The sequence below is a fragment of the Corynebacterium amycolatum SK46 genome, from assembly GCF_000173655.1.
GTDB lineage: Bacteria > Actinomycetota > Actinomycetes > Mycobacteriales > Mycobacteriaceae > Corynebacterium > Corynebacterium amycolatum_A.
The window spans coordinates 249,586-271,223 of sequence record NZ_ABZU01000001.1; the positions used below are offsets into that span (position 1 = coordinate 249,586).

The following is a 21,638-nucleotide window of genomic DNA, read 5'->3' on the forward strand; positions in this document are numbered from 1 at the left end:
CACTGCCCTCTAACTCTCCGCGGAGGCTGCTTCCACCTCTGTCTGTGCCCCTGATTCGACGGGCAACGTGCTCGGCTTTGTCGGCCACAGTGCATTGTCGCCAATCAGTCGGACAATGGCCGGGACAATGAAGGGTCGAACCACGAAGGTATCCAGCAAAATGCCCAGCGCTAAGCCCAAACCGAACTGGTAGAGCTCACGGATTGGCTGAGTCATGAGCACCGCGAAGGTAGCCGCGAGAATCAGGCCAGCCGAAGAGACCACGCCACCTGTACGGGCAACAGCAATCTTCATTGCCTCACGCACATCGTGGTGCTTCAGCTCCTGCCGAAGTCTGCTCATCACAAAGATGGTGTAGTCCACGCCCAGCGCGATCAGGAACACCAGAATGTAGGCAGTAACGCGGTTACCGATGCCCTCATCTCCCTGCATATTGAGGGCAATTAGGACAGTCAGACCCATCGTCGCTGCAAACGACAACAACAGTGTTGCAGCCAAGTACAGCGGTGCTAGCAGGGATTTGAGTAGCACTGCCAACACGATTGCGACGATGGCAATCATCACTGGTACGAGCATCTTGATGTCGCGATCGAGGTCGGCGCGGACGTCGCTAAGCTCAGCGGTTTCGCCAGTCGCAGTCACTTCGGTGTCGGCGGAAGCACCAGCTGTCTTCAGTGCATCGCGCACATCATTGCTGATGGGTTCCAGTGCTTCCATGGATTCTGTGATGTATGGATCCTGATTGAGGACAACAGTCATGCGTGCTGTCTCACCGTCATCGGTGACATCACGGGAAGTCACGCTGATTCGGGCGATATTCGCAGAATCTTTCTTTGCCACTTCTTCAGCTGCTTGCTGCAGCTGTGGCAGGTTTAGCTCCTGGCCTTCGATAAGCAACGTGGTCGGAGCGATTTCGCCCGCTCCAATATCGCGGGCCGCAATCTCCTGCCCTGCAGCAGAGTCGGTGTCCACGCGGAAGCCAGTGAGGAAGTTGAAAGACTCCTTGTAATTCAACGCTCCCAGCGACATCACAATCAACAGCGCCAGACCTGCGGCCAAAACGGCCTTCGGCTTCTTATCGACGGTATTGGCGACCTTCGTCCACATCTTCGAGTCGACCCGCTGGAGTGCCTTGTCATATCCGCCCGGCCAGAATGCAGCCTTCCCCACAGCAATGAACAACGCTGGCAGGAACACGGCAGCGACGATGGCCATTGAGGCCACACCAATAGCGAGGTATGGACCGAAGCCTTGCAATGCTGGCGACTTGGTGAACAGCAGCGCCATCATTGCCAGGATGATGGTGCCTGCGGAGCTAGCGAGAACCTCGCCAGTACGGCCCATTGCGTCCACCATGGCAGCATTACGGTCTAGCTCTTGTCCCTTTTCTCGCTGGGCAGCCAGTGCTTCACGGTAACGGGCATTGATAATCAGCGCATAGTCAGTACCGACGCCGAAGAGCAGCACTGTCATAATCGATGCGGTCTGCGAGCTGATCTCAATGGCACCGGCATCTGCGAGCAACGCACCGACGCTCTGTGCCAGCCGCATTGCGACGCCAACGGCCAACAGAGGCAGGATTGCGAGTACTGGCGAGCGATAGACCAGCAGCAGAATAACCAGTACCAAGAGAATAGTTCCGAGCATGAGCACTCGGTCACCAGAGGAAAAGACCTTGACCGTATCGGTGACGATGCCCGCTGGGCCGGTTAGGTGCGTTTCCACGTTGCCGTTTTTGTCGGCATTATCAGCGATTGCGGCAATATCCTCGCGCAGTGCATCAATTTCATCGCGGTAGGACTTCTCAGTAGCGTCGCCCATGATGGGAACGACGATGGTTACAGTCTTTCCATCTTCGCTCCGGGTTCCTTCCGGTGAACCCGGGATGCACTTGCCTTCACGAAGCACCTGGCTTCCCAGGCTGGTACACACGGGACTAATCGGTGCCCGCGTAAAACCGTCGTCCCGCTCAGCCAAGTCAGCGAGGACGTCGTGCGCGGCCTTCTCAGTGGTCTTCGCAGAGTCTGACGTCAACACTACGACGGCAGGCAGAAGATTTGGTTCTGTGGGAAACGCCTCTTGGAGACGCTTCTTCGCTTCCACTGACTGCGCAGTTTCCGACGGACCGTCGCCGGAATTCGTCTTAACATCGTCTACGGAGGGCGCGATGGCTGACAGAAGCCCCACTACCAGCAACGAAACGACGATAGTGAGCCACATGCGTCGTTTAGTGCCAAATAAAGCGGCGTTAAATCGCCGATACATGACGCGGGTGTCCTTTCTAGGTGGATATCTGCATTTTTCTTGTGGATTCTCTCCAGTTCCTGAGATTATGAGAACACCGCGACTTATAAAATCAGCGGACCGAATGTTCCGTTCTTTCTCAGAATCCAAGGATTTCGCCATGCCTAGAATTTCTGCAGCCACCGTTGTCGAACACCGTCGACAAGTCAATGAAAAGCTGATGGATGCCGCTAGCAGCCTGCTCGCAAAACAAACAGTTAGCGACATCGAGGCACCCCTTAAGGTGGGTGAGATCGCAAAGGAGGCCGGAATTGCTCGGTCCAGTTTTTATCGCTACTACAACACCGTCGATGATCTGGTTGCAGCGCTCGTCCTACGTGACTTCCCCGAATGGAAAGTTACCGTCGCCACGTCGGTGAAAAAGGCAAAAGACCCTGTTTCTGCAGTTCGCGCATTCGTCCGCGCCAACATCAGCATGGCTAGCGACTCGAAGCACGCTTGGCGGACGGCTGTCTTTTCCTACCATTTTCACCAGGATGCACAGCGCGAAATCAGTGCGATTCACGCCGAACTGCACGACATTCTCGTCGTCGCAATCACGGAACTCGACAGCCTCGCCGAATCTCACGGATATCTCGTCGCACGCACGATTCAAAACATCGTCAACTCTGCCGTCACCGCCGTAGAGACACTTTCACTTAACGACGAACAGTTGGATACCTACATTGCGTGGCATGAAGAAGCTGTGGAAGCGATATTGGTCTCCGCCTCCACGCGGGCTACAAATCCCCCGCCGCGCGACGCATCAACTCAGCCGCTTCCCGACCCGCGCGAAGCTGGGCAATAGTTTCATCGACATCGCTGTGCTCGAATCCGGAAACAGGGGCAATAGAAAGCTTGCTTGCGCGGTCCTGATGGGAAAAGCCTAATTCCTCCCATAGCCGTGCAGCTTTCTCAGCTACTCCTCGCGGAGCGCTCCCGATAGCTGCTCCGGTAAACTCGTCCCGCTCGGCTACATGCACGGGCACGATGCCACAGAGGATGCACTGGCCACTGCCCGCATTGCGTGGGTCATGGCTCGTCACTACCCAGAGATTACGGCCAAGCCCGGTGAAGAGCTGATGGAGCTCCAGGCAGTCACGTACTACCGGTACAAGAAAAACTTGCAGCAGTACCTGGCCGAAAAGGGTAAGGATACGTCGGACTTCACCTTCGGGTGGCCGATGGACTAAGCAGCGGGTTCTCCCCCACCCTCCCCGGCCCTCCCAATATCCAGAGTTTTGTGATTATCCAATGGAAACCGAATATCCAAAATTCGGCGGAGTATCCAAGTTATCCAAGCCGATGTGGATTATCCATTGCTATGATTGATGCGTGACCACTCGCAGCGACAAGGCCATCACCATCCCGCGCAATCCTTTCCACCCCACATTCGGCCGATCCCCGGCCGTCATCGGTGGGCGCGATGTCGAGCTGGACTCGTTTGAGCTGGCTCTGGCGGAAGGCCCCGGTAATCCCTGGCGAACCGCGCTAATTTCCGGTACCCGCGGAATCGGCAAGACGGTACTTCTCAACGAGTTTGAAACCGCAGCAAAGCAACTGGGATGGATTGTGCTGCGTGCTCACATCGGCTCTGAAATGATTTCTGAGCTCACCGATGTCACCATTCCGCGCGCTTTCAGTGCCATTGACAGTGCACCGACGGGCAAGGGCCGTCACCTCACCGGCCTGTCCATCGCCGGCATTGGCGGGTTTAAGACGGAAGTCAGCACTTCTCAGCCCGAGCCCGGCAGGAATCTGCTCAGCCAACTTCAGGATCTCTCGGCTCTCCTCATGCCACAGGAATCCGGCATCTTGCTCACTCTCGACGAGGTGCAAAGTGCAGACCCCGCACAGCTCAACGAAATTGCCCATGCAATCCAGGACCTCAATCGCGACGATGCGGAGATTGCCTTTGTCGCAGCCGGGCTGCCCAGCGGTATCGAGGACTTGCTCCAGCTAGAGGGCGCAACATTCTTACGCCGTGCCGAGCGCGTGTCTCTGGGCCGATTGGACTTGGAGACCACCAAGGACATCATTCGCAGAACTGCAGAACTCGGCGAACGCGCGATGACCGAGGATGCCGTCGAGCTGGCCTCTGAACTCAGCCACGGCTACCCGTATCTCATACAGACCATTGGCTCAGTCGCTTGGGCTAAGGCCAGGTTGGCCCACTCGGACACCATTACCGCTCAGCATGTCTCGGATGCCGCAGCGGAATCCATCCGCCGCATCGGGCTGCAAGTTCATGCGCCCAGCCTGCGGAAAGTGCCACCTCGCCAGATTGTTTTTCTCAAAGCGATGGCTCGCCTCTCCCCCAATGGAAAGCCCGTGGCCACGAGCGCCATCGCAGAGACCATGGGACGCAAACTCTCTGGCATCTCACAGCTTCGCCATGACCTGATTTACCGCGAGTTGATTGTGTCAGCGTCGACGGGATACGTGGAATTCACACTTCCCTACTTCGCCGACTACCTCAATACGCTGGTGGAATAAGGTCGCTATTCGTCGCGAGCCAAGTCACCGGCTGCCCGACGAAGAAGTTCCGTGGCATTACGGCCTGCGCCGAGTTGCGCCTGTGCTTCTTCATTGGAGCTGGCAGCAAAGCCGCCCATCGGCGCCAGATTCAGGCTCTCAGCAATCTGTAGGCGCGAATAGCCCAGCTCATCCCAGAACAGCGCTGCTTGCTCAGCGAGTGCTCGAGCCGGTGTCGCCACCGGGACGCCCGTGTGCTCTTCTCGCTCCGTGACCGTAACTGGCACAATACCCAGCTCCAGGGACATATCGGCACCGACCACGGCAGCCGCAAAATCCAGTTGCTGCGTGGTGGTCAGTTCTTTGCGAGGTAGCCACACTCCGGCCGCACCGGAATCCGCCAAGGCCTGAACAGCCAGGCCATCGGGGATCGACAGCGCGATGGTCACTTCGATGTCGTCGTCACGCAGCGGCCCCGTGACCTCGCGGAAGATCTCCGCGATCTCGCGGTGCCCCTGGGCGGGGAGATAGCCCGCGTTGCCCATCAGCATGGACGGGGCCTTGATTTTGCCCTGTGCGACTGCACCGAGTGCGGGTTCTGCCAGAAGTACCTCGATGTCGCTGTCGAAACGCTGACGGACATCGGCGATGTGGGAAGCCAATCCCGTGGCTACCGACTGCGCGAAGTATTTCACGGCGCCGCGGTCAACGGCGATGAGATGGCCTGCGGCATTTTCCACCGAAGTCGCCATCGTCCATGGGCCGAGAGAGGTCAGGCGAATCTTCTGCGGGGTGCGTCCCCACGCTTCCTCGCACGCGTCGATGTCGCGGTGGAGATAATCAGTGGCCAAGGCACTCGCGCGACCACGACGGTCGGCGACTTTCCAGGAGCGCGCTCCCCTATCCACGACGAGGTCAGCCATGAGGGCGGCCGTGCGACCCACGGCATCGGCGCCGAGCCCACGGGCGGGCAACGTCGGTAGCGTGACGTGACCTTCCAGGCATTCGCCAATGACAATCTCTGCCGCCTCGTGTGGATTGTGGCCCGGCATCGGACCAAGGCCGACAAAGGAGGTCACGACAAGTCCTCTTCCCGGGCGGTCGAGACAATCGTGCCGGAGCCCAGCACGTAGTCGCCCGCAGTGTCAGTGTGGTACAAAACAGCGGCCTGGCCAGGAGCGACACCACGAAGCGGCTCGCTCAGGTGCAGCCGGAAGGTGCCACCGCGTCCGGTGACGTCATCGTCAGGTCCTGCCAGCACTTCAATGCGGCAGTCGATGGGGCGACCGTGCGCACGCACCTGCACCTGCAGCTTGCCGGCCTCCGAGGCAACGAGTACCTCATCCGGGTTGGCCAACCAGATGGCGCGGTCCGCCTGCAATACGTTGACGTTAAGGTCATCAGCGGTGCCAATGGTTACCGTTGCGGTATCCGCATCGATTCCAGTGACATAGCGTGGCTTGCCGTCAGCCATCGGCCCGGGCAGGCCAATGCCCTTGCGCTGGCCAATGGTAAACCCATAAACACCATCGTGCTCAGCGACGGTATCGCCAGTTTCCTTATCGACGATAAGGCCCGGCCGACGCCCAATTTTAGCGCCCAGAAAAGCCTGGGTATTCCCATCCGGAATGAAACAAATATCGTAAGAATCTGGCTTATTTGCAGTACCCAGCCCCATATCGCGTGCTTCTTCGCGAATCTCGGGCTTTTCGGTATCGCCGACCGGGAAAAGGGAGTGGCTGAGTTGCTCGCGGTCGAGCACTCCAAGGACGTAGGACTGATCCTTTTTCATATCGCGGCCACGGCGCAACAGACCATCGTCGCCAAGCAAAGCGTAGTGACCAGTCACCACCGCGTCGAAGCCGAGCGCCAGACCTCGTTCCAACAGGGCTGCGAACTTAATCCGTTCGTTGCAGCGCAGGCAGGGGTTGGGAGTTTCGCCGCGTTCGTATGAGTCATAGAAGTCGTCCATGACTTCTTCTTTGAAACGCTCGGAGAAATCCCACACATAGAAAGGAATTCCCAGTTCATCACATACCCGTCGTGCATCACCGGAGTCTTCCAGGGAACAGCACCCTCGGGAGCCTGCGCGGACGGACTGCGGATCCTTCGACAGCGCTAAGTGCACACCGACAACCTCGTGTCCTGCTGCCAATGCGCGAGCAGCTGCCACCGAAGAATCGACGCCACCGCTCATAGCCGCCAAAACACGCATAGTGAATCCTTTCTGTGATCTGTACACATAGCCTTGCCACTGATGGAAAGCTCGTGTCACCGTACCATCGTTGGGCGTTCCCTTAGTGGTCCGCGCCTGTAACTACGAATCACTAGCACTTTCCGCGGCCTGAATGCTAACAGTTACGCCATGCCAGCCTTGCGTGCTCGCATCACAGTATCTGGCAGTGCTGCGATAACTGCGTCGACGTCGTCCTGGGTCGACGTCCACCCCAAGGTAAAACGGATGGCAGAACGCGCCTCAGGCTCGCTCACGCCCATGGCAGAGAGCACATGAGAAGGACGATTAACACCCGCATTACATGCCGAACCAGTCGAGCAATCAATACCGGCGGCATCGAAAAGCATAATGAGGCTATCTGCTTCTGCACCGGGGAAACTGGCATATACGTGTCCAGCTAATGCCGGCTGAGTTGTGTGCACGATTGCCCTCTCAATACCCGCAATCGCATGAGTTAGCTGTTCAGTGAGATTCTTTACCCGGTCATGCTCGGCTTGCATCTCGGAGATTGCCGCACGTAAACCAGCCGCCATGCCCGCTGCCGATGCGACATCCTGGGTGCCGGACCGCAAACCGCGCTCCTGTCCGCCACCATTGTTGTGTGGACAAAGCGTAATGTCACGACGCACTAACAACGCCCCGATGCCGCGAGGTCCGCCAAACTTATGTGCCGAGATAGCCATCGTCGCAGCACCCGAGGCATGGAAATCAATCGGCACATGACCTGCGGCCTGCACCGCGTCGATATGGAAAGGAACCCGTGCCTTCCTAGCGAGTGCTGAAATTTCGCTAACTGGCTGTACAGCCCCCGTTTCGTTATTGGCCCACATACAAGTGACCAGTGCAGTGGAGCTCCTGTCCAGCGCGGGAAAGGCCTCTAAATCCACTCTTCCAGAGGCGTCCACCGGGGCTGAGACAATTCGCGCCCAGTGTTCCTTTTCCAAATGACGGCACGTTTTCAACACGGCGTCGTGTTCAATGGGCGGAACCACAATGTCTGAGCCTGCCGCCTTGAAGTACAAGCCGGAAACGGCCAGGTTGTCAGCCTCCGTGCCGCCAGAGGTAAAAACTACCTCGATGGGGTCAGCACCAAGCAGCTCCGCAATCTCTTCGCGAGACTCCTCCAGTACCTTCTTGGCAACGCGAGCGGTTGCGTACTGCCCCGAAGGATTGGCCAAATCTAGGTTGTCGACCATAGCTGCGCGTGCTTCTGGACGCAATGGCGTAGTCGCAGCATGATCCACAAAGTGGCGTGGCTTCGCGGAAGACTTCACGTCACTCTTTTTACGCGGAACGGCTACATTGCGGTCATTAGACATGCAGGCAGTATAACGCCGGGCACGCCTAAAACTCACTACGCATCATCACCGAGGTCCTCTTTCCACACGAGGTGAGATCAGTGGCGAATAATAACCGTCCCATACAAATATGCTCGGGGCGGGAACAGACGTGGAAGTCTGTGCCCACCCCGAGTAGGTAGTTACTAGCCGCCTAAAGGCAAGTGCGTATTACTTCAGGTTCTCGATAGCCTGCGGGACAACATCGAACAGGTCACCGACGACACCGAAGTCAGCAATCTCGAACAGCGGAGCCTCTTCGTCCTTGTTGACCACAACGATGGTCTTGGAGGTCTGCATACCTGCCTTGTGCTGGATAGCACCGGAAATACCGAGTGCCAGGTACAGATCCGGAGAAACGGTCTTGCCGGTCTGACCAACCTGGAACTGACCCGGGTAGTAGCCGGCATCAACAGCGGCACGGGAGGCACCAACAGCAGCACCGAGAACATCTGCCATCGGCTCAACAACGTTCTTGAAGCCGTCCTCAGAGGCGACTCCGCGACCGCCGGAAACAATCAGCTTAGCTTCGGTCAGCTCCGGACGATCACCGCCTTCAGCCGGCGCGAAGGAGACAATCTCAACTGCGTTGTTGCCAATCTCCGGGAACGAGATCTCGGTGACTTCAGCAGAGCCAGACTTTTCCTCTGGGTCAACGGAACCCGGGCGCAGAGCGTAGACCGGGGATGCACCGTAGCCGACACCGTCGACGATGTACTCGCCACCGAAGATGGAGTACTTAACGGATGCGTCGTCATTGATAGCAATGACATCGGACAACAGGCCAGAACCGGTCAGGGCTGCGACGCGGCCAGCAATTTCCTTGCCGGTTGCGGAAGCCGAAACCAGCACCGGAACCTCACGCTCGGAGGCCAGGCCGACGAGAACGTCAACCTCAGGGGTAATCAGGTACTTAGCGGCATCGTCGGACTCAGCAGCGAGAATCTCGCCAGCGCCGTAGGAAGCCAGGGTGTCTGCGAAGCCAGCAGCGGTGCCCGGGGCACCTACGACAACTGCAGCCGGGGTACCGAATGCGGAAGCGGCGGTCAGCAGTTCAGCGGTGGTGTTCTTCAGCTCGCCATTTGCGTGCTCGACGAGAACGAGGACGTCGGTCATAGTGATCTTTCTCCTACTTGTGTCTCTATTTGTCTTCTATTCGCGTCAAGCGCCTTAGATGAACTTCTGGGCCTTGAGGTACTCGGCCAGCTTGACGCCGCCGTCTCCCTCATCGTTAATGCGCTCACCAGCGGTCTTAGCCGGCTTCGGAGTGGAGCCAGTGACACCGGTAGCAGCGTTTTCGAGACCGACCTGCTCTGCCTCAGCAGCAACATCGTCCAGAGTCAGCTCGGTGACCGGCTTCTTCTTAGCGGCCATGATGCCCTTGAAGGATGCGAAGCGCGGGCTATTAGCCTTCTCAGTGACGGAAACGACTGCCGGCAGGGATGCCTTGAGCTGGTAGATGCCGTCTTCGACCTCACGCTCACCGGTGATGGAGTCACCGTCGATAGCGACAGAGCGCAGGTGAGTCAGAACCGGCAGGTCGCGGTAGACACCGAGGATAGCCGGAACGGAGCCGGTGCCACCGTCAGTGGAGGCGTTGCCGGTGACGATGAGGTCAACATCCTCGAGAGTGTCGATGACGTTGGACAGAGCCCATGCGGTCTGAACAGCGTCGGAGCCCTCAAGCGCGTCGTCCGAAAGAATGACGGCGTCGTCTGCACCCATGGACAGAGCCTTGCGCAGTGCCTCGATGGCACGATCCGGGCCAACAGTTGCGACGGTAACGTTTCCGCCGTGCTCTTCCTTCAGCTGCAGGGCAGCCTCAACAGCGTTCTCATTAATTTCGTCGAGAACTGCGTCTGCAGACTCACGATCGAGGACAAACTTGTCATCGGTGAGCTTACGCTCGGACCAGGTGTCCGGAACCTGCTTGACCAGAACCACGATGTTCGGCATTTTTCTGTCGTCCTTACTGGTTGATTACTGGTGAACGTTTATCTGACCTTACTTCGCAAGCCGCCTCACAATAAAGTGAACCAGACCACGCTCTAGGTCGTCTGTGTTGAAGATAACAGAACCCATCGCTAATGCGAAGGTGATCCAGATAACAATGTCGTTATTTTTTTAAATTTTTTTCTACACCACGAGCGCACCACACCCGCCAACATGCCATTTCCGCATGTCAGACGTTAATAGTACGCAATCAACTGCAGCTGCCTCCGCAGTATTCGCCAACAGCAAACACCGATCCCCAACGGGCTACCCCCACTAATTTTCCGTCGTAAAGCGGTCCTCAACCAATCTCCCTAGGCTGACAGATAAACGCCGTCGCGCTCCTTCCGATGCGCGTGACCACCACCGCCAATGCCCTGGAGCCCCTAAGCTTCCACTGCTTGCGTAACGCGTCGGGGTTGACGTCTACGCCGCGCACGAGAATCTCCACCGATCCGCAATCCAACGCTGCCAGTGCCTTGCGAACCAGTTTCAACCCCACTTGCTCAATAACTTCGAACCCGGCAATCCCCTGCGGCAAAACATCGCCACTGACGTGCGCAATCCGCTCATCGAGCTGCCACAGCCCATGCGCCGCCGCAAAATGCCGCACCAGCCCGGCGCGCACGATCGCCCCATCCGGATCAATGATGTACCGACCGGCAGCGCGCACATCGACGTCGTCAGGCATGGTGTCGTCGTAGGTCTGCACGTCCACAGCCGACAACTCCAACGGCCTGTGCTTATCGACGGTCTGGATAACCATCGCCGATCGCATTACGGGTTGCCCATCGGTAACTCCGACCAGCCCTGGCGTATATAAACACGCCTCCTTGACCGCACCGTCCACCGAAGTGACCGCCACTTCCCCGCTCCACTCGCTGAAGTCGAGCCCCGGCGCGCATTTGATAGCTAATTCTTTGCCGGGCCAAGCGGCTATGAGCGCCGGCAGCGACGGGAGCAAGTCCTCCGGATTGGTGATTCTACGACCACCGGCGCGGCGGGCAGGGTCAGCGACAATGACGGGTGCATCAAAGGCCGGTTGCAAGGCATCGGCCTGCGCGAAGATATTCTTGCCGACGTTATGCCGCGCCATGGCCAGGCGTGCAAGGTCGAGATCAGACCCGACAACGATCAGGCCCTCGTGGTCAATTGCCGCCACCTCAGTACCAATGGAGCAGGTCACATCGGCCACTGCTTCGACACCGAGATGTGCAAGCCTGCGTGCGCGAGCCAGAGCGACGACAAAGGGCGTGGCCTGTTGCGCTGCTTCGGAAGAGAAGAGCCAGTCCCCTGGCAGTTTGCTGACCGCCGAACGCCGGGCTGCTGCGACTTCAATGACCGCGCGACCAAACTCGCCACAGTGTTGGCGTAGATGCGCGGAGTCTGCGATCAGAGACTTTTTGGTGAGCGCGAGCTGGTCGGCCTCATCTAACCACTCCGGGTGAGCCGCAACAGCGGCCACCTCTGCAGCGGACAGGGACACTCGTTTTCTCCTTCCAGATAGGAGTTAGCCGGTTAACGGTGCGGGTAGCCGACTAACGGTTCATACCTTTGCGCAAATGCCCCATGTGGGTGGCAACGGCAAAGTACTCATCCATAAAAGGTTCCCCGAGGAAGTCACTACTGGTGCGTCGCACCGGAGTGTTTTTGGCTGCCTCGAGAGCCTCCGCCACAGTACTGACACCGTCCAAGCGAGTCAGTTGCGCCCAGGTCGGAGGCATGAGGCCAAGTAGCCCACGGCGCCATCCATCCAAAATCGTCGTCGGGCGGAACCAACCTGAAGATGATGCCTCAGAGGTGTCACCGTCGGCCCTTTGACCGTCGGGAAGCGCGGCGAGGAAGAAATAGGTGTCGTAGCGAATGGGGTTGGATTCGGGTGTCACCCAGTTAGCCCAAGGACTGACGAGTTCGGCATCGAGCGCCAGATTTTCATTGCTTAGGAAATCCGTCAATGACAACTCGTGGGCTTCCAGCTGTCGTCGCTGACGGTGGAAGCGGTGGCCATCTGCGACAATCTCACCGCCAGCATCGCGAACCAACAGAGTGCCTGTTTCCTCAAAGGTCTCACGCACGGCCGCGCAGGTGAGCGCGTGCGCCCGCGCGGGGTCGACGTTAAAAGCCTGCGCAATCCGCGACTCGGGGTCGGCTTCCGACGGCTCGGTCACGGTCAAGCCCTCATTCGCGACAGCGGGGAAATCACGTCGGTCTACTCCACCGCCGGGAAACACGGTCATATTGGCCGCAAAGCGCATTGAGGATACGCGTTCTTGAACGTAGACCTCGAGTCCGCAGTGGGTGTCACGGAGCAGCAACACAGTCGCTGCCAGTTTCGGTGACGCGGGCAAATTCGGGGTTTCAGGTGTCGGAACCGCCATGAGCGTTTACTTCTTCCGGTGCTTTCCAGCAGGCCGTGCCCGGCGCGCAAAGTAGCGATCATCGATGCGATCGACAACGATTTCCTGGTGGAACGCCTTGGTCAGGTTCTCACTGGTCAGGACGTCGTCAATAAGCCCCTGTGCGATGACATTGCCTTCGTCGAGGAGCATCGCATGGGTGAAGCCGTACGGAATTTCTTCCGGGTGGTGCGTAATCATCACCATCGCCGGCGCATCCGGGTCGAGCGCGAGTTCACCTAAGTAACCGACCAGGTCCTCGCGACCGCCGAGGTCGAGCCCAGCTCCCGGCTCGTCGAGAAGCAGCAATTCGGGGTTGACCATCATGGCTCGTGCGATGAGCACGCGCTTGCGCTCTCCCTCGCTGAGAGTGCCCCAGGTGCGGTCTGCAAGATGCTCAGCGCCCATGCGCTCAAGCATCTCGGAGAGCTGTTCGAAATCCATCTCTTCATAGGTCTCACGCCAGCGACCCAAGACGGAGTAACTGGCGGAAATAACAAGGTCCGCGACCTTTTCGTCATTGGGAATGCGGTGAGCAATCGACGATGACGTCAAACCAATCATGGTGCGCAGATCACGCATGTCTGTGCGCCCGATCTGCTCGCCCATCACATGGGCCACCCCTGAAGACGGGAACTCCTCCGCTGCAGCAATGCGCATCAAAGAAGTTTTGCCTGCACCGTTCGGACCCATAATGACCCAGCGCTCATCGAGTTCTACTTGCCAATCCACCGGCCCGACCAGCGTACGGCCACCACGGATGAGGTTTACGTCGCGAAAGTCGAGTAGCAGATCTTCGTTAAAGTCTTCTTCCAATTCAGCCACACATCCATGGTGCCCTAACTTTGCCCAAATGTGCGCTTGGACATTCTCATCTATCCTCGGTAGAGAGCAAATCGAGTTCACTCGAGATGGCTTTTGCTTCGATTTTCACACTTCGATTTTCACCTAGCTCGCCGACAATTAGGAGAACGTCTTTTATGACTGGTCGAATCGGTATTGATGACATCCGTCCTCAAATCAACGGTGGTGCAACTCCATCGAAGGCCGTAGTGGGTGAAGTCGTCCCAACCTTCGCCGTCATTTGGCGAGAAGGCCACGACGCGATGAACGCCACGCTCAACGTCAAGGGGCCGAAGGAATCAGCTTTTGCTTCCCGCTCACAGCGCATTCCAATGCACTTTTCTGACCATGATCCAAATCAGGTCAACGCCACCTTCGTTCCAGACGTTCCCGGACTGTGGACCATTCGCATTGATGCCTGGTCCGACCCGATGGCAACGTGGCGCAACGCTATCACCAAGAAGTTCGAGGCCGGTCAAAGCGAAGCTGAACTCGCTAATGATCTGGAAATTGGCGCCGCTCTCTTCGACCGCGCCGCCGCTGGTGCCGCTGCTATCCACCGCAACCACCTACGCTCCATCGCCGCAGGTCTGCGCGGCGACGGCGATCTTCGCGCCCGCATTGCAGCCGCGCTTTCCGACGAGACCCGCGCCATTTTGCAGGCGCACCCGGTGCGCGACCTTTTGACCCGCGGAAAGACCCGCAAGATCAAAGTTGACCGCCGCGAAGCCCTGTACTCCTCTTGGTATGAGTTCTTCCCCCGTTCCAACGGTGGTTACGGCGAAAATGGCGAGCTGCTGCACGGCACATTCAAGACTGCGGTTGCACAGCTTGATCGCGCTCAGCGCATGGGCTTCGACACGGTCTATCTGCCGCCGATTCATCCAATCGGTGAAATCAACCGCAAGGGTCGCAACAACACCCTTACCCCGGAACCGGGCGATGTCGGATCTCCGTGGGCGATCGGCTCCGCAGAAGGTGGCCACGACGCCATCCACCCGAGCCTCGGTGACGAAAAGGACTTCAAGGAGTTCATCAAGGCTGCTAAGGAGCGCGACCTAGAGGTCGCTATCGACCTTGCGCTCCAGTGCGCACCGGACCACCCGTGGGCTAAGGCTCACCCGGAGTGGTTCACCGTACTGCCGGACGGCACCATTGCCTACGCCGAGAATCCGCCGAAGAAGTACCAGGATATCTATCCGCTGAACTTCGACAACGATGCCAAGGGCCTGTACGCAGAGGTACTGCGTGTAGTGAAGTTTTGGGTCAAGCGTGGAGTCAAGGTCTTCCGCGTGGATAACCCTCACACCAAGCCGGGCAACTTCTGGGAATGGCTGATTGAAACCGTTCACGAAACTAACCCGGAGGTCATCTTCCTCGCCGAGGCCTTCACCGCCCCGGCCCGCCTCTACGGTCTGGCCAAGGCTGGCTTCACTCAGTCCTACATCTACTTCCCGTGGAAGACTACGAAGGAAGAGTTGACCGAATTCGGCGAGGAGATTACCCGCCATGCGGACATCGCTCGACCATCCCTTTGGGTTAATACCCCAGATATTCTGCATGACTTCCTGGTCAAGGGCGGCCGTGGTGCCTTCGCTATCCGCGCCGCGCTGGCTTCAACCCTATCTCCGCTGTGGGGCATGTACTCCGGCTTCGAGCTATTTGAAAGTGTCCCGGTCAAGGAGGGCTCCGAGGAGTACCTCGACAGCGAGAAGTACCAGCTCCGCAGCCGCGATTACGACCAGGCACTAGCCACCGGCAACTCGCTGGAACCGTTCATCGCCACACTGAACAAGATTCGTCGGGAGCACCCTGCTCTGCAGCAGCTGCGCAACCTGCACTTCCACGACATCGACAATGACAACCTGCTGGCTTACTCGAAGCTCGATCCGGTCACCGGCGATGCCATCCTCGTTGTTCTCAACCTCGATCCGTGGAATGCCCAGGAAGCTACCGTGCACCTCGACATGGATCGCATTGGGCTCCGCAACCACGACCGCATGGATGTCACTGACCTGATTACCGGCAACCAGTTCAACTGGGGCAAGGACAACTACGTCCGCCTGGCGCCGTGGGAAAACGTTGCGCACATCCTCAAGCTGCCGGAAATCGATGTCAAGCTCCGCCACAAGTTGGCTTGGCGCGACGTCCCCGACTACGAGGGCTAGAACGCTTGCTGGGAGCTTTCGGGGTTAGTGGGCCGCTGACCTGACCACTGTCGCAACGATTCGTCGTTAGGCTAGCGGGTGAGTTAGCAGCCCACTGTCCCCTACCTCCCTCTATTTCTTTAGAACTGAACTCAACAACTTCACATTCACCTACCTAGAAACGCTTCGGAAGGACCCTCCATGGGAGCCCACACAGATCCCCGCCTCGCAATTGATTCCGGCGATATGGATCGCCTGCGCTACTGCACCCATCACGATCCGCACAGTATCTACGGCGCACACGTCGTGGACGGTGACACGGTTATTCGCACGAGGGTCTTCGGCGCTCAGGCAGTTACTATCGTCAGCACTCGCGGCGAGTTTGAGGCGGAAAACCTGGGCGACGGTTTCTTTACCGCCCTCGTCCCAGGCGGCGATGACTTCGACTACCGCCTGCGCATTACGTGGGACTCCGGCGAAACCGTAGAGCGTGCCGACGGCTACCGTTTCCTCCCCACTATTGGCGCTGGTGACCTGCACCTCATCGGCGAGGGACGTCATGAGGAACTGTGGAAGGTTCTCGGTGCTCACCTTCGCAGTTACGACACCGAGTTGGGTACGGTCGAAGGCACCTCGTTTACGGTCTGGGCTCCGAACGCACGCGGCGTCGCCGTGGTCGGTGACTTCTGTATGTGGAACGGTGCGCAGTACCCAATGCGCTCTATGGGTGGCGCAGGTATCTGGGAACTGTTCATCCCGGGTGTGGGTGAGGGCGATGTCTACAAGTTCGCCATCACAACACCGGAGGGACAGCGCCGCGATAAGGCCGACCCGATGGCGCGTGCGGCTGAACTGCCACCGGCAACTGGGTCGATTGTTACGAGCTCCGACTACACCTGGGGTGACCAGGCGTGGATGGAAAAGCGTGCCAACACAGACTGGACCGAAGAGCCCATCTCTATCTACGAGGTCCACTTGGGTTCCTGGAAACAGGGCCTGAGCTACGAGGTTATGGCGGAGAAGCTGGTGCGCTACGTGGTCGACATGGGCTACACCCATGTGGAATTCATGCCAGTATCTGAGCACCCGTTCACCGGTTCCTGGGGTTATCAGGTTTCCGGCTACTACGCTCCGACCAGCCGCTACGGCACCCCAGATCAGTTCCGCGGTCTTGTTGATGCCTTCCACGCCGCTGGCATCGGTGTCATCATGGACTGGGTTCCGGGGCACTTCCCGAAGGACGAGTTCGCACTTGCCCGCTTCGACGGCACGGCTTGCTACGAGCACCCGGACTGGCGCCGCGGCGAGCAGCGCGACTGGGGCACCTACGTTTTCGACTTCGGCCGCAACGAGGTACGCAACTTCCTCTACGCCAACGCACTGTACTGGGCGGAAGAGTTCCACATCGACGGTCTGCGCGTCGACGCAGTGGCTTCCATGCTGTACCTGGACTACTCCCGCAATGAAGGCGAGTGGCTGCCGAACCAGTACGGTGGCCGTGAAAACCTCGATGCTGTTCAGTTCCTGCAGGAATTCAACGCCACTGTACACAAGCACAACCCGGGCTTCCTCACCGTGGCCGAAGAATCCACTTCTTGGCCGGGTGTGACCGCACCTACCGAACACGGTGGCTTGGGCTTCTCTATGAAGTGGAACATGGGCTGGATGAATGACACGCTGGAGTACTTCAGCAAGGAGCCGATTTACCGCTCCTACCACCACCATGAGCTCACCTTCGCTATGGTCTACGCCTACTCGGAAGAGTTCATTCTGCCGATTAGCCACGACGAGGTCGTGCACGGCAAGGGCTCGCTGTGGGAGCGCATGCCGGGCGGTGACTGGGATAAGGCCGCAGGCCTACGTACTTTCCTGACTTTCATGTGGGCGCACCCGGGCAAGCAGCTTCTATTCCAGGGTCAGGATCTTGGCCAGAACCACGAGTGGAACCATGATGAGTCCGTGGCTTGGGACAACCTCGAAGGTTGGGGCGGCGAATTCCACCGCGGCATTCAGCTACTGGTTAAGGACATCAACGCCATCTACAAAGAAAACCCGGCGTTCTACACCCAGGATGACCGCCCCGAGGGATTCCAGTGGATTAACGCGGATGATTCCACAAACAATGTCGTGTCCTTTGCCCGTTACGGCACAGATGGATCGGTCGTCGCCTGCGTCTATAACCTGTCGGGAACCACGCAGGAAATCTACAAGATTGGTGTACCGCGCGGTGGCCAATGGAGGGAGATTCTGAACACAAACGCATCGCGTTACGAGGGCTCCGGCTACGGTGAAAACGGTACTGTGACCGCAGTCGAGCACGGTTGGAACGGCCAGGCTCACTCGATTGATTTGGTGCTACCGGCCAACACCGCCGTTTGGCTGAAGTGGCAAGGCTAGTCTCGAATCCAGCCAAACAGAAAACAATCAAATAGGAATTGCCCGTGTTGCACGGTTTTCAGTGACCTGAGTTTCGGCCTGAAAACCTGAAACACGGGCAGTTTTGTCCTGGGGAGCGTATCCAGGTCCTATCCTCGGAACGGATTGAACCAGTCAGCTTCCAAAGATTCGTTGTAATTCGCAGGATCTGAATCATCGTTGTACGCGGATCCATCCATGCTGTCGGTTCCGATGCGATCCGGAATGCCGTCGCCATCCTCATCTGCGCTCCACGTCGCAGCCTGCTTAGCAGTCAGTGGCTTGCCATCCTTACCAAGGCGATTGTAATCCGGCAGAAGCGGGGCTATTTGGGAACCCAGCTGGCCGAGCAGGCCGTCGGTAAGCTCATTGAGCGGCACTTCATCAAAGCGCGTCGTAATTGCGTAAGCGATGGGTCCGGCCGCGGTGTACAAAATACCGTGGTCATTAACGCCCTCGGCAGTGTCTCCGGTCTTCTGTACCGCGGAGCCGACGTACATTACAAACTTCTGCGAACCACCGTAAGTGAGGTAGGTCAATGCAGTTTGTGCCGTGTCTTTGGTAATGAAGTTGTGCTTTGAGGTGCCATCGGCCACTTCCTGGAGACGTGCCATGAACAGCGCGGCCTGAGAGGGAGTAAACCAGGACCGATCACCGCTGGGATTGGGGATGTTGAACTTGTTGCCCAGGTGGTAGCGCTTGTCGTCAACACCGGCTTCCTTAATGGTTTTGTTGACCTCGTCGAAACCACCGACAGCGTCAATTAACCCGTTCGCCGCGGTGTTGTCCGAATACCGCATCACGTACTGTAACAGCCCGTCGAGCGTGTATTGCCCCGGACCAATCACGCTTCCGCCAACACCGTTGTCCCAATCGACCGTCACCGTCTTGTCTAGGTCATCGCCGAATTTCTTCAGCACAGTAACCACCAACGGAGCCTTGATGGTCGATGCGGAATACTCCTTCGTATCCTCGCCTACCGACGCCGTGAGCCCCTTGTACGGACCGTCAATGACGCGCAAATAGGCACCCAAATCAATGTCATAGTTGTCGGAGAAATTCTTAGCCGCAGTTTCGAGGACATCCTGTGCATCAGACCAGGCGACTTCCTCAGAAGCATCCCAACCGTTATCTGGAACATTTGGTTTTGTGGTAGCAGTGGTGGCCTTGGACCCGGTAGTGCTTGGGCCATCGATGGTGCACCCCGCCAACAGAGTCGAGGCTGAAAGCACAACAATGGCCAAGGCGGAAATAGCGCGAAGGGCATTGGGGCGAAGTCGCATGCATAGCTCCTGGTTGCAGAAAACTAAAGACCAAAGGCACCTAGCGCAGTATGGACTGTCCAAGGTGTACAGGGCTGAGAGGCAGTGGTAACTGCTGTAAACCACTAAGAACTTTTGGAAGATTACCACCTTCCGAAAAATCTCGTTGCACTGGGGCGCAACTTTTGTGCAACAATGGATTAAATATAGACATGATTAAAAGAGTCAATGTCCAACGGTGCACCCAGGCAGTTGAGCTGCACATTTGATGCTTAATGCTTCGACAATGCCTCGTTCGAGACCGCTACTAGGAGTACTGCACGGCACCGAAAATCGGAGGAAGTGAATCGTAATGGAGGAAAAGGTGCATCGCTTGATGGACCGCATGCAGATTCGCCATGCCCATATGCGCAACACCTGGTACGGGCCGGTACTCTCCCCGGTTCTTCTCGTCGTAGGCTTCGCACTGCTCATTGTTGGCATTATCATTTTGCCAACTCCTGCTCCCGGATGGCTCTGCATTTTTGTTGCACTGGGAATTCTCTCGTTGGTGCACCCGCCGACACGTCGCCTGAACATCTGGTTGGCAGCAAAATTAGACGCCTTTTACGCCTGGTATGCGGAGCGTCATGTGGCGATGAAAGCAACGCTTTTCCTGTTGCTGATGGCGTTTATGGCCGCTGTAATGGGCAGCGTCTACTACTTCATGGCTCCGGATGCCTGGCCATACACCGACGCTTCAAGCTAGGAGCCTGTGCTTTCAAGGCTCCTAGTACAGTGCTCCTAGTACAGTGCGCTAGCCATCCTCCGGCGCGCATCCAATGCCACTGGATCTGCGGTATCGAATAGCACAAGCAGCTCTAGTAGACGCGACTTGATGGCCTCACGATCATCGCCAAACACCTGCGGGAGCAACTTCAACAAACGATCGAGCGCCTTCGCCGGGTCGTCGACAAGCATCGTGACATCCGCGGCATCGAGGGCGAGCGCGACGTCCTTCGGCGCTGCGTCGGCTTTTGCAATTGGATCTGCACTGCGATCAATTTTGGCAGCGCGGGCGAAGAAGGACACATTCGCGTGAGCGCGCTTCAGACCCTGATTTGCGGGCTCGGACTGCAGCATAGCGTCATACAGCTCCAACGCCCCGTCGAAATTGCCCTCCTCGAGCAACTCTTCAGCCTGCTCCAAACGCGGGTCATCGGTGGGTACGGGATTGCCGAAGAAGTCAGTCGGCTCGGGAGCCTCCGGCTCGCTGCCCTCCCCAGCCATACGAGTTCCCGCCGGCAACCCCTTGAGACGCCCCCGAGTAGCCTCCATAACCTGCGCCAGCCACTGTTCCAGCCAATCCCTGGTTTTCTCGCCTACAAACATGCCAATGGGACTGCCCATAGCCACGGCCGTGACTGTCGGCACTGCCTGCACACCGAATGCCTGGGCCAGCTGCGGATGCTCCTCAGCATCTGCCCACGCCAGAATCCAGTTCAAATTGGCCTCACGGGCCATGCCTTCTAGCTCAGCCCGAAGACGCAGTGAATCAGCTGCTCCAGCCATACCGATCAAGACAATAACCGGTACCTGCTCCGAGCGCAGAACGACTTCTGCCTCAAGGGTCTGCGGGGCAATCTCAACTACAGGAGGAAGCCCTTCTCCCTGATCACTGGTTGCCCGCTCGATCTCCTCTCGGCGCTTACGTTCGGCTTCGGCGCGCTGGTGGAGCTGCTCCAAATCAACCGTGCCGGGCGGTGGTGGCGGAGTCGAGCACTCGCGGTGACCGTGTGCTCCATGCGAGTGACCATGAGAATGGCCGTGTGTGTGACCATGTCCAGCTGGCATCGTAAAAGGGTTCCTCTCCAGTGTCGTCGTAAAGCCTATGTAGAAACCTATGTAGAGCCTACGTGTCCGAGCCGAACAAGAGACTAGTCGGTGGCTTTTAGCGCATTCTCGACCGCATCTACTTTCGCTCGCAGCTGCCCAGTGTATCCGTTGCGAATGTCCGCCTTGATGACCAGAGAAGTACGCGGACTGACACGGCTGACTGCTTCCGTAGCTCGCTTAACGACGTCCATCACCTCATCCCATTCGCCTTCAACAAGGGTGAACATGGCATTGGTCTCGTTGGGCAGGCCAGATTCACGTACAACACGCACGGCTTCAGCAACGGCCTCAGCCATTCCCTGCTCAGGATCGGAGAATGTGGGGGCAACAGAAAATGCGACAATCATGGCGCCGATAATAGCGAGTACCCTGGAAAC

At 57.9% G+C, this 21,638-nt stretch carries 18 protein-coding genes; 6 read left to right on the forward strand and 12 right to left on the reverse strand.

The genetic code is table 11. The annotated features are described in order from the left end of the window. Positions 1 to 9: 9 nt before the first annotated feature. On the reverse strand, positions 10 to 2,220 hold the full coding sequence (locus CORAM0001_RS01100; protein WP_050773566.1) for an MMPL family transporter: 2,211 nt from the start codon (positions 2,218 to 2,220) through the stop codon (positions 10 to 12). Between the two features lie 184 nt (positions 2,221 to 2,404). Between CORAM0001_RS01100 and CORAM0001_RS10860 the strand changes: the two genes are divergently transcribed. From CORAM0001_RS10860 to CORAM0001_RS01115, 3 genes are all read left to right on the forward strand, one after another. After that, positions 2,405 to 3,091: a TetR/AcrR family transcriptional regulator gene (locus tag CORAM0001_RS10860; protein ID WP_005509547.1), complete on the forward strand. Its 687-nt coding sequence runs from the start codon at positions 2,405 to 2,407 to the stop codon at positions 3,089 to 3,091. A gap of 169 nt (positions 3,092 to 3,260) precedes the next feature. Then, positions 3,261 to 3,476: a 3'-5' exonuclease family protein gene (locus tag CORAM0001_RS01110; RefSeq protein WP_005509603.1), complete on the forward strand. Its 216-nt coding sequence runs from the start codon at positions 3,261 to 3,263 to the stop codon at positions 3,474 to 3,476. Positions 3,477 to 3,618: 142 nt separating this feature from the next. Beyond that, positions 3,619 to 4,779: an ATP-binding protein gene (locus CORAM0001_RS01115; protein ID WP_005509509.1), complete on the forward strand. Its 1,161-nt coding sequence runs from the start codon at positions 3,619 to 3,621 to the stop codon at positions 4,777 to 4,779. 5 nt (positions 4,780 to 4,784) lie between these two features. Here CORAM0001_RS01115 and CORAM0001_RS01120 read toward each other — a convergent pair whose 3' ends face one another. The 8 genes from CORAM0001_RS01120 to CORAM0001_RS01155 all read right to left on the reverse strand — a co-directional run bounded on the left by CORAM0001_RS01120 (position 4,785) and on the right by CORAM0001_RS01155 (position 13,544). Then, the gene (locus CORAM0001_RS01120; protein WP_005509557.1) at positions 4,785 to 5,837 is read right to left on the reverse strand and encodes a uroporphyrinogen decarboxylase/cobalamine-independent methonine synthase family protein; all 1,053 of its coding nucleotides are present in this window, start codon (positions 5,835 to 5,837) and stop codon (positions 4,785 to 4,787) included. After that, on the reverse strand, positions 5,834 to 6,973 hold the full coding sequence (mnmA, locus tag CORAM0001_RS01125) for a tRNA 2-thiouridine(34) synthase MnmA (protein WP_005509637.1): 1,140 nt from the start codon (positions 6,971 to 6,973) through the stop codon (positions 5,834 to 5,836). The genes CORAM0001_RS01120 and mnmA overlap by 4 nt, the downstream gene beginning before the upstream one ends. 143 nt (positions 6,974 to 7,116) lie before the next feature. Beyond that, a complete protein-coding gene (locus CORAM0001_RS01130) occupies positions 7,117 to 8,313 on the reverse strand; it encodes a cysteine desulfurase family protein (RefSeq protein WP_005509355.1) in 1,197 nt (398 codons plus the stop codon). A gap of 189 nt (positions 8,314 to 8,502) precedes the next feature. Beyond that, on the reverse strand, positions 8,503 to 9,447 hold the full coding sequence (locus tag CORAM0001_RS01135; RefSeq protein WP_005509469.1) for an electron transfer flavoprotein subunit alpha/FixB family protein: 945 nt from the start codon (positions 9,445 to 9,447) through the stop codon (positions 8,503 to 8,505). A gap of 54 nt (positions 9,448 to 9,501) precedes the next feature. Next, positions 9,502 to 10,287: an electron transfer flavoprotein subunit beta/FixA family protein gene (locus tag CORAM0001_RS01140; RefSeq protein ID WP_005509558.1), complete on the reverse strand. Its 786-nt coding sequence runs from the start codon at positions 10,285 to 10,287 to the stop codon at positions 9,502 to 9,504. A 337-nt stretch (positions 10,288 to 10,624) separates the two neighbouring features. After that, positions 10,625 to 11,809: a THUMP-like domain-containing protein gene (locus tag CORAM0001_RS01145; RefSeq protein WP_005509642.1), complete on the reverse strand. Its 1,185-nt coding sequence runs from the start codon at positions 11,807 to 11,809 to the stop codon at positions 10,625 to 10,627. Between the two features lie 52 nt (positions 11,810 to 11,861). After that, a complete protein-coding gene (locus CORAM0001_RS01150; RefSeq protein ID WP_005509667.1) occupies positions 11,862 to 12,701 on the reverse strand; it encodes an NUDIX hydrolase in 840 nt (279 codons plus the stop codon). 6 nt (positions 12,702 to 12,707) lie between these two features. Next, positions 12,708 to 13,544 carry an ABC transporter ATP-binding protein gene (locus CORAM0001_RS01155; RefSeq protein WP_005509491.1) on the reverse strand — a complete coding sequence of 279 codons (837 nt, stop codon included), beginning with the start codon at positions 13,542 to 13,544 and terminating at the stop codon, positions 12,708 to 12,710. Positions 13,545 to 13,699: 155 nt separating this feature from the next. Here CORAM0001_RS01155 and CORAM0001_RS01160 point away from each other — a divergent pair, with 155 nt between their 5' ends. Continuing rightward, on the forward strand, positions 13,700 to 15,730 hold the full coding sequence (locus tag CORAM0001_RS01160; RefSeq protein ID WP_005509373.1) for an alpha-1,4-glucan--maltose-1-phosphate maltosyltransferase: 2,031 nt from the start codon (positions 13,700 to 13,702) through the stop codon (positions 15,728 to 15,730). A 180-nt stretch (positions 15,731 to 15,910) separates the two neighbouring features. Beyond that, entirely contained in the window at positions 15,911 to 18,106 is a 2,196-nt protein-coding gene (gene glgB, locus CORAM0001_RS01165) for a 1,4-alpha-glucan branching protein GlgB (protein WP_005509344.1), read from the forward strand. Between the two features lie 128 nt (positions 18,107 to 18,234). Here glgB and CORAM0001_RS01170 read toward each other — a convergent pair whose 3' ends face one another. Next, on the reverse strand, positions 18,235 to 19,407 hold the full coding sequence (locus CORAM0001_RS01170; protein WP_005509677.1) for a serine hydrolase: 1,173 nt from the start codon (positions 19,405 to 19,407) through the stop codon (positions 18,235 to 18,237). Positions 19,408 to 19,738: 331 nt separating this feature from the next. On the opposite strand from CORAM0001_RS01170, the gene CORAM0001_RS01175 reads away from it, so the two are divergent. Further along, positions 19,739 to 20,134 carry a TIGR02611 family protein gene (locus CORAM0001_RS01175; RefSeq protein ID WP_005509616.1) on the forward strand — a complete coding sequence of 132 codons (396 nt, stop codon included), beginning with the start codon at positions 19,739 to 19,741 and terminating at the stop codon, positions 20,132 to 20,134. 35 nt (positions 20,135 to 20,169) lie between these two features. On the opposite strand, the gene CORAM0001_RS01180 is transcribed toward CORAM0001_RS01175, so the two are convergent. Together CORAM0001_RS01180 and CORAM0001_RS01185 are read right to left on the reverse strand one after the other, a co-directional pair. Further along, positions 20,170 to 21,219, reverse strand: coding sequence for a co-chaperone YbbN (locus tag CORAM0001_RS01180; protein WP_005509414.1), 1,050 nt, complete (start codon positions 21,217 to 21,219; stop codon positions 20,170 to 20,172). An 83-nt stretch (positions 21,220 to 21,302) separates the two neighbouring features. Then, complete coding sequence (locus CORAM0001_RS01185) at positions 21,303 to 21,608, reverse strand: thiamine-binding protein (protein ID WP_005509339.1); 306 nt, start codon at positions 21,606 to 21,608, stop codon at positions 21,303 to 21,305. Between the last annotated feature and the right edge of the window lie 30 nt (positions 21,609 to 21,638).

Excerpts from the sequence above, each read along its gene's own strand:
- CORAM0001_RS01100 (WP_050773566.1), bottom strand. The coding sequence starts at position 2,220 with ATGTGGCTCACTATCGTCGTTTCGTTGCTGGTAGTGGGGCTTCTGTCA.
- CORAM0001_RS01150 (WP_005509667.1), bottom strand. The coding sequence starts at position 12,701 with ATGGCGGTTCCGACACCTGAAACCCCGAATTTGCCCGCGTCACCGAAA.
- CORAM0001_RS01180 (WP_005509414.1), bottom strand. The coding sequence starts at position 21,219 with ATGCCAGCTGGACATGGTCACACACACGGCCATTCTCATGGTCACTCG.
- CORAM0001_RS01170 (WP_005509677.1), bottom strand. The coding sequence starts at position 19,407 with ATGCGACTTCGCCCCAATGCCCTTCGCGCTATTTCCGCCTTGGCCATT.
- CORAM0001_RS01135 (WP_005509469.1), bottom strand. The coding sequence starts at position 9,447 with ATGACCGACGTCCTCGTTCTCGTCGAGCACGCAAATGGCGAGCTGAAG.
- CORAM0001_RS01130 (WP_005509355.1), bottom strand. The coding sequence starts at position 8,313 with ATGTCTAATGACCGCAATGTAGCCGTTCCGCGTAAAAAGAGTGACGTG.
- CORAM0001_RS01185 (WP_005509339.1), bottom strand. The coding sequence starts at position 21,608 with ATGATTGTCGCATTTTCTGTTGCCCCCACATTCTCCGATCCTGAGCAG.
- glgB (WP_005509344.1), top strand. The coding sequence starts at position 15,911 with ATGGGAGCCCACACAGATCCCCGCCTCGCAATTGATTCCGGCGATATG.
- CORAM0001_RS01175 (WP_005509616.1), top strand. The coding sequence starts at position 19,739 with ATGGAGGAAAAGGTGCATCGCTTGATGGACCGCATGCAGATTCGCCAT.
- CORAM0001_RS01110 (WP_005509603.1), top strand. The coding sequence starts at position 3,261 with ATGCACGGGCACGATGCCACAGAGGATGCACTGGCCACTGCCCGCATT.
- CORAM0001_RS10860 (WP_005509547.1), top strand. The coding sequence starts at position 2,405 with ATGCCTAGAATTTCTGCAGCCACCGTTGTCGAACACCGTCGACAAGTC.
- CORAM0001_RS01160 (WP_005509373.1), top strand. The coding sequence starts at position 13,700 with ATGACTGGTCGAATCGGTATTGATGACATCCGTCCTCAAATCAACGGT.
- mnmA (WP_005509637.1), bottom strand. The coding sequence starts at position 6,973 with ATGCGTGTTTTGGCGGCTATGAGCGGTGGCGTCGATTCTTCGGTGGCA.
- CORAM0001_RS01140 (WP_005509558.1), bottom strand. The coding sequence starts at position 10,287 with ATGCCGAACATCGTGGTTCTGGTCAAGCAGGTTCCGGACACCTGGTCC.